The organism is Thermus sp. LT1-2-5 (assembly GCF_040363165.1).
In the GTDB taxonomy this organism is placed as follows: Bacteria; Deinococcota; Deinococci; order Deinococcales; family Thermaceae; genus Thermus.
Map to the genome: position 1 here is coordinate 17,804 of NZ_BSRG01000012.1, position 13,544 is coordinate 31,347.

Annotated in this window: 12 protein-coding genes; all 12 read left to right on the forward strand. The window is 66.1% G+C overall.

What is annotated here, in order from left to right; genetic code table 11:
* The first annotated feature begins 63 nt into the window (after positions 1-63).
* A complete protein-coding gene (locus ABXG85_RS10020; RefSeq protein WP_353513492.1) occupies positions 64-1,845 on the forward strand; it encodes an ABC transporter ATP-binding protein in 1,782 nt (593 codons plus the stop codon).
* A gap of 369 nt (positions 1,846-2,214) precedes the next feature.
* Positions 2,215-3,141: a sugar ABC transporter substrate-binding protein gene (locus tag ABXG85_RS10025; RefSeq protein ID WP_353513493.1), complete on the forward strand. Its 927-nt coding sequence runs from the start codon at positions 2,215-2,217 to the stop codon at positions 3,139-3,141.
* Positions 3,142-3,194: 53 nt separating this feature from the next.
* Positions 3,195-4,619, forward strand: coding sequence for a CoA-acylating methylmalonate-semialdehyde dehydrogenase (locus ABXG85_RS10030; protein WP_353513494.1), 1,425 nt, complete (start codon positions 3,195-3,197; stop codon positions 4,617-4,619).
* Between the two features lie 74 nt (positions 4,620-4,693).
* A complete protein-coding gene (locus tag ABXG85_RS10035; protein WP_353513495.1) occupies positions 4,694-5,629 on the forward strand; it encodes an ABC transporter permease in 936 nt (311 codons plus the stop codon).
* Positions 5,626-6,381 carry an ATP-binding cassette domain-containing protein gene (locus tag ABXG85_RS10040; protein WP_353513496.1) on the forward strand — a complete coding sequence of 252 codons (756 nt, stop codon included), beginning with the start codon at positions 5,626-5,628 and terminating at the stop codon, positions 6,379-6,381. The genes ABXG85_RS10035 and ABXG85_RS10040 overlap by 4 nt, the downstream gene beginning before the upstream one ends.
* Positions 6,378-8,204: a 3D-(3,5/4)-trihydroxycyclohexane-1,2-dione acylhydrolase (decyclizing) gene (iolD, locus tag ABXG85_RS10045; protein WP_353513497.1), complete on the forward strand. Its 1,827-nt coding sequence runs from the start codon at positions 6,378-6,380 to the stop codon at positions 8,202-8,204. The genes ABXG85_RS10040 and iolD overlap by 4 nt, the downstream gene beginning before the upstream one ends.
* Positions 8,205-8,213: 9 nt before the next feature.
* Positions 8,214-9,092 (forward strand): TIM barrel protein, encoded by an 879-nt coding sequence (locus tag ABXG85_RS10050; protein WP_353513498.1) that lies wholly within the window; start codon positions 8,214-8,216, stop codon positions 9,090-9,092.
* Complete coding sequence (gene iolC / locus ABXG85_RS10055; RefSeq protein WP_353513499.1) at positions 9,079-10,077, forward strand: 5-dehydro-2-deoxygluconokinase; 999 nt, start codon at positions 9,079-9,081, stop codon at positions 10,075-10,077. Before ABXG85_RS10050 ends, iolC begins: the two co-directional genes overlap by 14 nt.
* Positions 10,067-10,858: a class II fructose-bisphosphate aldolase gene (locus tag ABXG85_RS10060; RefSeq protein WP_353513500.1), complete on the forward strand. Its 792-nt coding sequence runs from the start codon at positions 10,067-10,069 to the stop codon at positions 10,856-10,858. Before iolC ends, ABXG85_RS10060 begins: the two co-directional genes overlap by 11 nt.
* The gene (iolG, locus tag ABXG85_RS10065; protein ID WP_353513501.1) at positions 10,855-11,862 is read left to right on the forward strand and encodes an inositol 2-dehydrogenase; all 1,008 of its coding nucleotides are present in this window, start codon (positions 10,855-10,857) and stop codon (positions 11,860-11,862) included. Before ABXG85_RS10060 ends, iolG begins: the two co-directional genes overlap by 4 nt.
* Complete coding sequence (locus tag ABXG85_RS10070) at positions 11,859-12,674, forward strand: 5-deoxy-glucuronate isomerase (RefSeq protein WP_353513502.1); 816 nt, start codon at positions 11,859-11,861, stop codon at positions 12,672-12,674. The genes iolG and ABXG85_RS10070 overlap by 4 nt, the downstream gene beginning before the upstream one ends.
* A complete protein-coding gene (locus ABXG85_RS10075) occupies positions 12,671-13,483 on the forward strand; it encodes a DeoR/GlpR family DNA-binding transcription regulator (protein WP_353513503.1) in 813 nt (270 codons plus the stop codon). Before ABXG85_RS10070 ends, ABXG85_RS10075 begins: the two co-directional genes overlap by 4 nt.
* Positions 13,484-13,544: the final 61 nt, after the last annotated feature.

Genomic DNA, 13,544 nt, shown 5'->3' on the forward strand with positions numbered 1-13,544 from the left:
GAGCCAACTTCATGAACCCCAAGCGCTGGCAAACGTATCTTGAGGGGCAGGAGGTGGTCACGGTTGGCTAGAAAAAGCCCCCTCTGGCCCCTGTTGCTCCCAGCCCTGCGGCACATCTTCCGCGCGGCCCCTGGGGAGAGCCTCCTGCTGTTGGGGCTATTGGCCCTGGGGGGGCTGGTACCGGTAGCCGTCCTTAGCCTCACCCGCCTTCTCGTAGATAACCTGGCGGCTTCCCTAGGGGACGGCTCCTTTACCCCAGCCCTCCTCTGGCCGCTGGCAGGGTTGGCCTTGGCCTTTAGCCTGGATTTTCTACTCACGCCTTGGGTGGCCTACCTTCAGGGTGCGGTGAACGAAAAGCTCACGGCCCGGGTGCACGTGCTCCTGATGGAGAAGGTGGGCCGCACACCCGACCTGACCCCTTTTGAAGACCCCCGCTTCCACGACGCACTCCAGGTGCTGCGGGACCAGGCCCCCTACCAGCCTCTCAACCTGCTGGTCTTCCTGGACAATGCCTTTCGGGGAGGGCTCACCGTGGCGGGGGTGCTCTTCTTGCTCTTCACCCTGGCCCCCTTGTTCCCTTTGCTCCTGCTCCTGGCCACCCTGCCCCAAGCGCTTCTCACCTTCCGGCTCCAGAAGGGGGTTTGGGAGGCCCTGCTCTTCGGGGCACCCGAAGCCCGGCGGATGCGCTACTTTGCCGAGGTTCTCCTGACGCCCGAGGCGGCCAAGGAGGTGCGGCTCTTCGGACTGCTGCCCTTTTTCCGTGGCCGCTACCTCGAGGCCTTCCAAACCCTCTACCAGACCCTGCGGCGGGCCCGAACCCGCCAAGCCCTGGGAGCCAGCCTGCTGGTGCTCCTGAGCGCTCTCTTCACCGCCCTGGCCCTCTTCCTGGGGTTGCGGCAGGCCCTTCTGGGGGCAGGGGGGCTCGGGGGCCTGGTCCTCCTCCTTCAGTCCGTGGGCAGCCTGCAACAAAACCTGTACGGCTTGGTGCAGGATACCGGCATGCTCTACGAGAGCCTGCTGTACTTTGAGCGGCTGGAGGGTTTTCTGGCCGCCCCCTCGGCGGTGGAGGAGAAGGCCTTGGCAAGGCCTGTGGTCTCCTTTGCCGAGATCCGCTTTGAGGGGGTGGGGTTTTGCTACCCCGATGGCCGGCGGGCTCTGGAGGGCCTCTCCTTCACCCTCCGCAAAGGGGAGCGTCTGGCCCTGGTGGGCGAAAACGGCGCGGGAAAGACCACCCTGGTCAAGCTCCTCCTTCGCTTCTACGACCCCACAGAGGGCCGCATCCTGGTGGATGGCGTGGGCCTAAGGGAGTTGGACCTAGAGGCTTGGCGTGCTCACATCGCCGCCGTGTTTCAGGACTTCGGCCGGTACGCCCTAACCCTCAAGGAGAACATCCTCCTTTCCGACCCCACGGGCCCCCACGACCCAGCCCGCCTAGAAGCGGCGGCCCGGGCCGGCGGGGCTTGGGAGCTGGTGGAAACGCTCGGCTGGGAGGCCCTCCTGTCCCGCTCCTTCGGGGGCACCGAGCTGTCCTTAGGGCAGTGGCAACGGGTGGCCCTCGCCCGGGCCTTTTTCCACCGGGCGGAGCTTCTGGTGCTGGACGAGCCCACCGCCTCCTTGGACCCCAAGGAAGAGGCCCACCTCTACCGCCGCTTCGCCGAGCTGACCCGGGGCAAGACGGTGCTCCTCATCACCCACCGCCTGGGCTCGGTGCAGATGGCAGACCGGATCTTGGTCCTGCACCAAGGCCGTCTGGTGGAGGAAGGAACCCATGCGGCCCTGCTGCAACGGGGTGGAACCTACGCCGAGCTTTGGCGGTCGCAGGCAGGGCTATATCGGCAGGACTGATGGGCATCTGGCCCACACGTGAGGCCGGCTTCGAACCCTAGAACCTAGCTCCACGAGCCGCTCCTTTAGGTCCACTACCTGCGCAAGCCCTAGCTAACCGAAGGGGTTGGCTCGAGGTTCTTAGGGCGCGGTCGGAAGCTATATGCTGGCGAGGTTTAGGTTTCAAACCCTCATAGGTACGGTGCAAGGCAGTACCGCCTAGTGGCGCGCGCATAGGTGGGGCGGGGTTTCAAACCCTCATAGGTACGGTGCAAGGGCGGGGGGGTCATCGACGAGGATACCGCCAGGAAACTGGGGTTTCAAACCCCCCCGAGCTTGACAAAACGCAAAATCGTGTCTTATGATTTGAAAGAACCAAAGGGGGTTGATATGAGGCGGCTCTTTGGTGGTCTGTTGGCTTTGGTGTTGGCTTTAGGCTTTGGGCAGGCCCAACAACTCCGCTTTATCGTGGTTACCCATGGTCAGGCGGGTGACCCGTTCTGGTCGGTGGTCAAGAACGGGGTTGATCAGGCGGCCAAGGAGATGGGTGTCCAGGTTGAGTACCGGGCCCCAACGACCTTCGATATGGTTCGCATGGCACAGCTTATCGATGCCGCCGTGGCGGCCAAGCCGAATGGTTTGGTTGTTTCGATTCCTGACGCAGATGCCCTGGGCCGTTCCATCCAGGCCGCTGTCCGGGCAGGCATCCCTGTGATTTCCATCAATTCCGGGGCCGACGTGTTCAAGCGCTTTGGCGTCCTCATGCACGTGGGTCAGGAGGAATACATAGCTGGCAAGGCAGCAGGGGAGCGCATGAGGGCTGCGGGTGTGAAGACTGCGGTTTGTGTGAACCACGAAGTGGGTAATGTGGGCCTGGATCAGCGGTGCAAGGGATTCTCGGATGGCCTTCAGGGTAGGGTGGAGATCCTTGCGGTCAAGCAGGACTTTACTGAAGCCCGTAACGCCATCGCCAACTACCTGCAACGGAACCCGAACGTAGAGGCGGTGTTGACCCTCGGCCCGGTAGGCGCGGAGCCGGCTCTTCAGGCTTTGCAACAAATCGGCCGTTTGGGCCGCATCCGCTTTGCTACCTTTGACCTTTCTTCCGCGGTTCTCGACGCCCTGGAGAAGAAGCAAATGGATTTCGCCATCGATCAGCAGCAGTATCTCCAGGGCTATCTGCCCATAGTTTTCCTCACCCTCTACAACCGCTATGGCCTCCTTCCCGCTAACGATGTGGTCCTCACGGGGCCGGGTTTTGTGACTCCCGAGAACGCAGCTCGGGTCAAGGACCTGACGCGGCGCGGCATTCGTTGATCGGGTACGGGGCGGGAGCTACTCCCGCCCCGTTTTCCCTTCTAGGAGCCCTTATGCTCAAGAACCTCATTGGCGGCGATTGGCGGGTGGTTTCCCGCCCCACCCTTCCCGTCCTGAACCCCGCCACGGGGGAGGTGCTGGAGGAGGTTCCCCTCTCGGGCCCCGAGGAGGTGGACCAGGCGGTCCAGGCGGCGGAGCGGGCCTTCGCCCACTGGAGCCAGACACCCCTCCTGGAGCGGGTCCGCCTCATGTTCCGCTTCAAGGAGCTCTTGGAAAGGCACCTTGAGGACCTGGCCCGCCTGGTCACCCTCCACCACGGCAAGACCCTGGAGGAGGCCCGGGGCGAGGTACGGCGGGGCATCGAGGTGGTGGACTTCGCCCTTTCCGCCCCCACCCTCCTCCAGGGGAGGACCCTGCGGGAGGTCACGGGGGGCGTGGACCAGAACCTCTTCTCCTATCCCCTTGGGGTGGTGGCGGGCATCCCCCCCTTCAACTTCCCCGTCATGATCCCCCTCTGGATGTTCCCCATCGCCGTGGTGGCGGGGAACACCTTCGTCCTCAAGCCCTCCGAGCGCACCCCCTTGGGAGCCGTGCGTCTGGCGGAGCTCTTCCTGGAAGCCGGCTTCCCCGAGGGCGTCCTCAACCTGGTCCACGGGGGGAAGGAGGCCGCCGAGGCCCTGGCCACCCATCCCGGGGTGCGGGCGGTGCAGTTTGTGGGCAGCGAGCCCGTGGCCCGCAGGATCTACGCCCTGGCCGCCGCCCACGGCAAGCGGGTCTCCGCCGCCGGGGGGGCCAAAAACCACCTGGTGGTCCTGCCCGACGCCGATCTGGCGCAGGCGGTGCCCGCCATCCTCAACTCCGCCTTCGGCAACGCCGGGGAGCGCTGCCTGGCGGGGAGCGTGGCCGTGGGGGTGGGGGAGGTGGGGCCCGAGCTCCTGGAGCGGGTGGTGGCGGCGGCCCGCAGGCTCAAGGTGGGCCCGGGGTGGGAGGAGGGGGTGCAGGTGGGCCCCCTCATCCGGGAGGAGCACCGCCGGCGGGTGGTGGGCTACATCCAAAGGGGCCTGGAGGAGGGGGCGGGCTTGGCCCTGGACGGACGGGGGGTGGAGGGCCCCGGCTTCTTCCTGGGGCCCACGGTCCTGGACCGGGTTTCCCCCAGGATGGCCGTGGGGCGGGAGGAGATCTTCGGGCCGGTGCTCTCCGTTGCCTACGCCAAGACCCTGGAGGAGGCCATCGCCCAGGCCAACGCCGTGCCCTACGGGAACATGGCCTGCATCTTCACCCAAAGCGGCAAGGCGGCGCGGGCCTTCCGGGAGGGGGTGCAGGCGGGCATGGTGGGGGTGAACGTGGGGGTGGCCCAGCCCTTCGCCTTCTACCCCTTCTCCGGCTGGCGGAGCTCCTTCTTCGGCGACCTCCACCCCCACGGGCCCGATGCCTTCCTCTTCTACACCCAACGAAAGGTGGTGGTGGAAAGGTGGTGAGGCCGCAATGGTCTTGGCTTAGGCCGCTCCGAAGCCTGCTTCTCGCTCCAGAGTTGGGGGCGCTCATCAGCTTGGTGGCCGTGTTTTCCTTCTTCGCTCTCGTGGCGGGGGACCAGGGCTTTCTCACCTACCAGGGCACGGTTAACTACCTGGAGGTGGCGGCGCAGCTTGGGATCTTAGCGGCGGGCGTGGCCCTCCTCATGATCGGGGGGGAATTCGACTTGAGCGTGGGCTCCATGATCGGGGCTGCCGGGATGGTCTTTGCCCTCGGAGTCCAGGTGTTTAACTTCCCTGTATGGGCCTCCATTCTTTTGGCCTTTATCCTAGCGGTTTTGGTGGGCCTCGCAAACGCCTATTTGGTCCTCTTGACCGGACTCCCCTCTTTCATCGTTACCCTCTCTACCCTTTACATCCTACGGGGGGCCACCATCGCCATCACCCGGGAGGTGACCAACGTCACCCGCTTCTCCGGGCTCTCCGAGCCCGCCCTGGGGGACCCATTGGCGCGGCTTTTCATGGGCGAGGTCTTGGGTTTGCCCGTGTCCATATGGTGGTGGTTTCTTCTCACGGCGCTGTTTTCCTACGTGCTCCTCCGCACCCGCTTCGGCAACTGGATCTTCGCTGCGGGTGGGGATCCCGTGGCGGCCCGCAACGCCGGGGTGCCGGTGGCCCGGGTCAAAGTGGCCCTCTTCGTTTTGACCGCCGTGCTGGCTACCCTTCTTTCCCTCATTCAGGTGCTTAACACCGGCTCGGCAGACGTCCTCCGCGGGCAAACCAAGGAGCTGGAGGCCATCGCCGCTGCGGTGATCGGGGGGTGCCTCCTCACGGGGGGCTACGGTTCCGTTCTTGGGGCAAGCGTGGGCGCCCTGACTTTGGGGATGGTGCAACAGGGCATCTTTTTCACTGGGGTCAACACCGATTGGTATCTGACCTTTTTGGGGGCCATGATCCTCTTCTCGGTCCTCCTCAACCAGTACCTGCGGCGCAAGGCTCTGGAGGTGAGGCGGTGACGCCCTTGGCGGAGCTGAGAGAGGTGGAGAAGTACTTCGGGGAGGTGGCCGCCCTGAAGAGGGTGTCCTTCACCGTCCTTCCTGGGGAAGTGCACTGCCTTTTGGGGGACAACGGGGCGGGTAAGTCCACCCTGATCAAGATTCTCTCCGGCGTCTACCCTCCTACACGGGGCGAGTACCTCTACGAGGGCCGCCCCGTGCGCCTGAGCTCCCCTCGCGAAGCCATGGCCCTTGGCATCGCTACCGTGTATCAAGACCTCGCCTTGCTCCCCTTGATGAGCGTCTTGCGCAACTTCATCCTTGGGAGGGAACCCGTGCGTGACCGCCTGGGGCAACTGGACCTACGCCGGGCGGAAGTTGAGGTTCGGGAAAGCCTGGAGGCTTTGGGCATCGAGTTGCCGGATCTCCATCGGCCTGTCGGCACCCTGTCCGGAGGGCAGCGGCAAGCGGTGGCCATCGCCCGCGCCGTTTACTCCGGGGCCAAACTGGTCATCCTGGACGAGCCGACCTCCGCCTTAGGGGTGCGGCAGGCAGCTCAGGTGCTGAAGATTATCCGTCGTCTTAAGGAGCGGGGGGTGGGCGTTGTCTTCATCACCCACAATCCCCTGCATGCTCTGGCGGTGGGCGACCGCTTTACCGTCCTCTTCCAAGGGGAAAGTTTGGGCACCTTTACCAGGGGGGCGCTTGGGCGGGAGGAGCTTTTGCAGTTGATGGCGGGCGGTCAGGAATTCCTTCAGGAGGTGGAGGGATGAGGTTAACGGTGGCCCAGGCTTTGGTCCGCTACCTGTCGGTGCAGTTTGCCGAGCGGGACGGCGTCCGAGTCCGTCTGATCCGGGGGGTCTTCGGGATTTTCGGCCACGGGAACCTTCCCGGCTTAGGGGAGGCCCTCCTGCGTGGGGAGGAGCTCGGCCTGCCCTTCTACCGGTTCCAAAACGAACAGGCCATGGTCCATGCGGCGGTGGCGTACGCCAAGCACATGGATCGCCTTTCCACCTTCGCTTGCACGTCCTCTATTGGCCCTGGAGCCACCAATATGGTCACGGGCGCGGCGGCGGCCACCATAAATCGGCTTCCCGTATTGCTTTTGCCGGCGGATTACTTTGCCAATCGCTTTCCCGATCCTGTTCTGCAACAGCTAGAGCACCCGCTGGACTTCGACGCGAGCGTGAATGATGTTTTCAAGCCCGTGGCTCGCTTTTTCGCTCGCGTTACCCGCCCTGAACAGCTTCTCGCCGTCTTGCCCCAAGCCATGCGGGTACTTACCGATCCGGTGGACACAGGGGCGGTGGTGTTGGCCCTACCCGAGGATGTACAAACAGAAGCTTACGATTGGCCCGAGGAGTTTTTCCAGAGGAGGGTCTGGCGGGTCAGACGGCCGCCCGCCGAACCCGAAGCGGTGGTGCAGGCGGCGGGGATCCTAAGGCGGGCGGAGCGTCCTCTGATCATCGCCGGGGGCGGGGTGCGGTATAGCGGCGCTTCCGGGACCCTGGCCCGCCTAGCAGAGCGCCACGGGATTCCCGTGGCCGAAACCCAGGCGGGAAAGGGGAGTTTGCCCTGGGACCACCCGTGGAACGTGGGACCCGTAGGGGTGAGCGGCGGCCTGGCCGCCAACGCCTTGGCGGAGCGGGCGGACCTGATCCTTGCCGTGGGCACCCGATTGACGGACTTTCCCACCGCTTCTAAGACGCTTTTCCAGAACCCGGCGGTGCGCTTCGTCGGCGTCAACGTGGCCTCCTGGGATGCCCACAAGATGGGCGCCTTTGCTCTGGTGGCCGATGCCAAACTGGCTTTGGAAGCTTTGGATTTGGCCTTGGGCGACCACCTCACCTCTCCCGCCTACAGGGAAGAGGTGGCGAGCTTGAGGCAAACCTGGATGGCGGAGTTGGACCGCTTCCGCTCAGGGGACGGGCCGCTTTCCCAGGCGGAGGTCATCGCCCTGGTTAACGACGCCTTTCCCGATGCGGTGGCCATCAACGCGGCGGGGAGCATGCCGGGGGACCTGCTCAAGCTCTGGCGGGCCAGGGAGGCCAAGGGCTACCACGTGGAGTACGGCTACTCCACCATGGGGTACGAGATCCCCGCTGGCCTTGGGGTCCGCCTGGCCGATCCCAAGCGGGAAGTGGTGGTTTTCATCGGGGACGGGAGTTACCTCATGATGAACTCGGAGATCGTCACCGCCAGGGCCTACGGGCTGTCCTTCCTGATCATCCTGGTGGAGAACCGAGGGTTCCAGTCCATTCACGGGCTCCAGCGGAGCCTGGGTTCTCCGGAGTTCGGCAACGAGTTAAAGGATCGGCAGGGAAAACCCTTCATTGTGGATTTCGCCGCCCACGCTCGCGCTTTAGGAGCGGAGGTCTTCGAAGCATCGAGCCGCGAGGAGCTGTCCAGGGCCCTGGAGGAAGCCCGCGCCCGTGAGGGGGTACGGGTGGTGGTGGTCCACGTGGACCCCGAGAAGCGCCTTCCCTCGTACGGCTTCTGGGATGTGCCCGTGGCGGAGGTTTCCTCCTTGCCTGAGGTAGAGGAGGCGCGCAGGCGGTACGAGGAGGGACGCAAGCGGCGGAGGCTCCTCGTTTAGGAGGTGGGGATGCGCTTGGCCACTTCCCCCATCAACTGGAACAACGAGGATGTGCCCGAGTACCGGCCCTGGGTCCCCTATCCCCAGATCTTGGACGAGATCAGGGTTGCGGGCTACCGGGCCACGGAATGGTCGCGGAGCCTCGCGGAGGATCCGGACACGCTACGACGGGACCTCGAGGCCCGGGACCTAGAAGTGGTGGGGGCCTTTGTGGCCCTGGAGCTCAAGGACCCCTACCGCTGGGAGGAGGCTTGGGAGAAGGCTCTCCGTCTGGCCCGCTTTCTCCAGGGTGTGGGCGCCTCCTACCTGGTGGCGGCGGATCCGGGGGATGAAGGGAGGCGGCGGCTGGCGGGGGCGGTGCCCCGGGGCCAGGAGATCCCTCCGGAGGCCCTGCGCCACTTGGCCCGCGGCCTCGAGGAGCTGGGGCGGCGCCTTGGGGATTTGGGCTTAGCCTTGGTCTTTCACCCCCATGCCGGCACCTACGTGGAAACGGAGGGGGAGGTGTACGGCCTTCTGGAAAACACGGCGCCCGAGTGGGTGGGGTTGTGCCTGGACACGGGCCACCTGGTTTATGGGGGGACCGACCCCGTGGAGCTCCTCCGTCGCCACGGGAACCGAGTGGGCTATGTTCACTTGAAGGACGTGGACCCGGCGGTGCTCCGGGAAACGCGGGGTAAGGGGTTCCGGGAAGCCCTGCGGCGCTACATCTTCTGCCCCCTGGGGGAGGGGGTGGCCCGAGTCTCGGAAGTGGTGGCCCTGCTCCGGGGCTTGGGTTACGCGGGGCCCGTGGTGGTGGAGCAGGATACCACCCCTGAGGACCCTACGGCGGTGGCCCGGAGGAACCGCGCGTACGTGGAAAAGCTGCTACAGCAACATGGCGGCCCTTGACCTGATCACCTTTGGCCGGCTTTCCCTTGACCTCTACGCCCTGGAGGAGGGCTCTAAGGTGTCCACGCAAGCCTTCGGCGCCTTCATCGGGGGCAACCCCCTCAACGTGGCGGTGGGTGCGGCGCGCTTGGGCATGAGGGTGGCCCTGGTTAGCGCAGTGGGCGAGGACCCGGTGGGGGAGTTCGTCCTGGGACGGTTGGCGCGGGAAGGGGTGGACACCCGGTACATCTTTTCCAAGCCTGGGCGGCGCACCCCCGCAGTGGTCCTCTTCCGCGAGGGGAACACTTATCCCCTCACCTTTTACCGGGAGGGGGCGGCGGACTGGGAGATCTCCCTGGATGACGTAGCTCAGGTGCCCGTGGAAGAGGCGCGGGCGCTTTTCCTCTCGGGGACAGCCCTGGCCCGGGAGCCCTCCCGCAGCAGCGCCTACGCCTTGGCGGAAAGGGCCCAGGCGGCGGGGGTGCCCGTGTACCTGGACTTGGACCTCCGCCCGGACCAATGGCACGATCCTCGGGCCTACGGGCCGGTTCTCCGGAGCCTTCTCCCCCGGGTGCGTGTGGCCATCGGGAACGAGAAGGAGGTGGCGGCCTTGCGGCCGAAGCGGGTGCGGTTGGTGGCGCACCAAGCCAGCGAGCCGGAGGTGGAGGGCGATCTGGAGGGGGCTGTGGCCGAGGCCTTGGGGATGGGGCTGGAGGCTCTGGTGGTGAAGCGGGGGGCGCAGGGGTCCGGGGTCTGGCTCGCTGGCGGCACGTACCTGGAGGTCCCGGGTTTCCCGGTGCGGGTCCTCACCCCCCTGGGGGCTGGGGATGCCTTCGCGGCGGGCCTCCTCTGGGCTCGGCTTGGGGGCCATTCCTGGGAGGAGGCCTTGCAGGTAGCCAACGCTTGCGGGGCGGTGGTGGTGACCCGGCTAGGGTGCGGGGAGTTCAGCCCCACCCGGGAGGAGGTCCTGGCCTTTTTGCGGGAACGGGGGGTCCATGTGGGTTAAGGACGGTCGCGAGCTCTACCGGGACGCTTACCGTAAGGGGTACGCCCTCCCCGCCTTCAACATCGCCAGCCTGGAGATGGCCCGAGCCTGCGTGCGGGCGGCGGAGGCGTTGAGGGCCCCGGTAGTTTTGCAAACCTACCGGGAGGAGGCGCGCCGGGTGGGCCCGGGGGTTTTCGTGGGGATGGTGCGCGCCCTGGCCGAGGAGGCGCGGGTTCCCGTCCTCCTCCACCTGGACCACGGGGAGGGTTTCCCGGAGATCCTTCGGGCGCTGAGGGCCGGGTACGGTTCGGCCATGTGGGATGCGGGGGGGCAGGACCTCGCCGGGATCCTCGAGGGGGTGGCGGCGCACGCTCCTTTGGTCCACGCCATGGAGGCGGCGCTAGAGGTGGCGGCGGAGGGGTTCGCGGGGGAGGAGAGGAGCCGTCCTGAGGAGGCGGCCCGCCTCTTTGAGGTGGGGGCTGATGTGGTGGCGGTGGCGGTGGGTTCGCGGCACGGGGCGGAAAGCCGCTTGGACCTTGGGCTTTTGGCCCGTATCCAGGAAGCGGCTCGAGGACCTTTGGCCCTTCACGGGGGCAGCGGGATCCACCCCGCAGACCTGGAAGGGGCGGTGGCCCTGGGGGTGGTCAAGGTCAACGTGGGCACAGCCCTTTACCGGGTCCTCCGGGCCCATCTGGGCCGTTCCTGGGACCACCACCGGGCGTTTTACCGTGAAGTGGAGGATGCGCTGACGGCGGTGGCGGCGGAGTACATCCGTAGGAGCAGGGCGGAGGGACACGCATGAAGCGACTGGGCATAGCCCTTTTAGGCGCGGGCCGGATGGGCCAGGTGCATGCGGAGCTTTTGGCTTCCATTCCGGAGGCGGCCGTGGTGGCCGTGGCAGACCCGGTGCGGGAAAACGCAGAACGGGGCGCCTTCTTGGCCCGGGCCTCCAGGGTATACCTAGACCCCCTGGAGGCCCTGGAAGACCCCGGGGTGGAGGGGGTGGTCATTGTGACCCCCACCCCCACCCACGCCCCCCTGATTCGGGAGGCGGCCCAGCGGGGCAAGGCCATCTTCTGCGAGAAGCCCGTGGCTCTGGATCTGGCTTCCACCCGGGAAGCCTTGGCTGAGGTGAGGGCGCGGGGAGTGCCTTTCCAAATCGGTTTTCAACGCCGCTTTGACCCCGGGTATGCCAGGGCAAAAGCATCCCTGGAGGCGGCGGAGCTGGGCCGGGTGGACCAGTTTCGCGCTGTGAGCCGGGATCCTGCCCCGCCACCCCTGGCCTACCTGCAAGCCTCCGGGGGCATCGTGGTGGACATGAGCGTCCACGACCTGGACCTGGCCCGGTTCCTGGTGGGGGAGGTGGAGGAGGTGCTAGCCTGGGGAGCGGTTCGGGTGGACCCCCGGATTGGCGAGGTGGGGGACTGGGACACGGTGACCATCCTCCTGCGCTTCCAGGGCGGGGCCTTGGGAGTGGTGGAGAACAGCCGCCAGGCGGTCTACGGGTACGACATCCGCACAGAGGTGTTCGGGGAGCGGGGTAAGCTGGTGGTGGAAGCGGCGCCCAAAACGCCGCTGTACCGTTACGGCCCGGGGGAGGAGGTGCGGGTGGACCACTACCATTACTTCACCGACCGCTTCCGGGAGGCGTACCGCTACGAGCTGCAGGCCTTTGTCCGGGGCGTCCTGGAGGGGAAACCCTTGAGCCCGGGCCCCGAGGACGCCTTGGAAACCTTGCGCCTTGCCCTGGCGGCTACGCGGAGCCTCAAGGAGGGGCGGCCCGTGAAGGTGGCGGAGGTGGAATGATCCGGTTATGGGGCGATTTTAAGACGGTGCGCTGGGTGGACCCCCTAGGGGCTGGCTGGCGCTACCTCCACTTCGGTCTCCTCGAGGCGGTGGGGGAGCTGGAGGGGGTAGGGGAAGGGCTGGAACTCGCCCTCGTCCCCATCGAGGGGGCCGCCTGGGTGGAGGCTGGGGATCTGGCCCAGACCCTCTCCCGGGAGAGCGTTTTTCGGAGCCTGCCCCACGTGCTCTACTTGCCCCCCGGCGCGCCCTTCCGCCTCCTGCCCCGGGGGCATTTCCTCTTTGCCGTGGGTGGAGCCCCGGCGGAGGGCCGCTATTCCCCCCGCTTCATCCCGCCAGAGGAGATGCGGCGGGAGCTCAGGGGGGGCGCTTCCGCCCTGAGGCAGGTGAACCACATCTTAGGGCCAGAACTTCCCGCGGAGCGGCTTCTCCTCTACGAGGTCTACACCCCTTCGGGACGCTTCTCCGGCTGGCCCCCCCATCGTCACGATGGCCTCTTGGGCTCTGCGTACATGGAGGAAACCTACCTTTATCGGGTGGAGCCCAGGGAGGCCTTTGCCATCCACGTGAACTATGACCCCGAGGCTGGGCTGAAGGAGCTTTTCCTGGCCCGTGACCTGGACCTTGTCCTCGTGCGGCGGGGCTACCATCCCGTGGCCGCGCCCCCTGGGGCCAACGTCTACTACCTGAACTACATGGCAGGGGAGCTCAGGGAGGAGGGCAGGAGAACACCCCCTGTGGACGACCCGGTCTGGGCTTGGGTAAAAGGGGACTGGGCGGGGAGGCCCCTCAGGCTTCCCCTGGAGGAAGAATGAAGCCAGCGGAGCGCAGAAGGGCCATCCTGGACCTCCTGGAAAGCCAGGGGGAGAAAAGCGTGGAGGAGTTGGCCCGTTTCTTCGGCGTCAGCCAGGTCACCATCCGCAACGACCTGGCCGACCTCGAGGCCCGCGGGCTGGTGCAGCGGACCTACGGGGGAGCAGTGCCCGTGGGTAAAGCCCTCTTCAACCCCTCCTTTGAGGAAAAGAAGCGGCACCGCCTTGAGGCCAAGCGGGCTATCGCCCTGAGGGCCTTGGAGGAGATTCGGGAAGGGGATGCGCTCATCCTGGATGCCGGGAGCACGGTCCTCACCCTGGCGGGCTTACTGAAGGGGCGATTTCGCAAGCTTTACGTCCTCACCAACTCCTTGCCCGTGGCCCTCGAGCTTCAGGGGACTGGATTCGAGGTCCTCGTACTGGGAGGGCAGATGCGCCACCACAGCCTGGCCCTCATCGGCCCTGCCACGGTACGCACCCTTTCCTGGTACCGCGTGGACAAGGCCTTTTTGGGGGCCACAGGGGTGGACCTGAGGGGGTACTCCACCCCTAACCCCCTGGAGGCGGAAACGAAGCGGGCCATGTTGGAGGCCGCTGGCAAAGCCTTTGTCCTCGCCGATGCCAGCAAGCTCAATCGGCCCACCCTGGCGCGGTTTGCCTCCCTGTCAGAGGCGGTGCTCATCACCGATTCCGCGGCGGATCCCGAGGTACTTAAGCTCCTTCAGGGAAAGGGTGCGGAAGTGTGGGTGGCTGATACTTCCCTGATGTTGGGAGCCCAAACTCCGTCAGGCATTGGTGTTGAGGCGGAATGATGCGGAAGGAGGGACGGGTAAGGCCGGAAGTTTGGAAAGGCGTTTTGCAGAGCTATTGGTT

Bases quoted from the DNA above. Each gene is read 5' to 3' on its own strand.
- ABXG85_RS10030 (WP_353513494.1), top strand. From the start codon at position 3,195: ATGCTCAAGAACCTCATTGGCGGCGATTGGCGGGTGGTTTCCCGCCCC.
- ABXG85_RS10070 (WP_353513502.1), top strand. From the start codon at position 11,859: ATGATCCGGTTATGGGGCGATTTTAAGACGGTGCGCTGGGTGGACCCC.
- iolG (WP_353513501.1), top strand. From the start codon at position 10,855: ATGAAGCGACTGGGCATAGCCCTTTTAGGCGCGGGCCGGATGGGCCAG.
- iolC (WP_353513499.1), top strand. From the start codon at position 9,079: ATGGCGGCCCTTGACCTGATCACCTTTGGCCGGCTTTCCCTTGACCTC.
- ABXG85_RS10050 (WP_353513498.1), top strand. From the start codon at position 8,214: ATGCGCTTGGCCACTTCCCCCATCAACTGGAACAACGAGGATGTGCCC.
- ABXG85_RS10060 (WP_353513500.1), top strand. From the start codon at position 10,067: ATGTGGGTTAAGGACGGTCGCGAGCTCTACCGGGACGCTTACCGTAAG.
- ABXG85_RS10075 (WP_353513503.1), top strand. From the start codon at position 12,671: ATGAAGCCAGCGGAGCGCAGAAGGGCCATCCTGGACCTCCTGGAAAGC.
- iolD (WP_353513497.1), top strand. From the start codon at position 6,378: ATGAGGTTAACGGTGGCCCAGGCTTTGGTCCGCTACCTGTCGGTGCAG.
- ABXG85_RS10025 (WP_353513493.1), top strand. From the start codon at position 2,215: ATGAGGCGGCTCTTTGGTGGTCTGTTGGCTTTGGTGTTGGCTTTAGGC.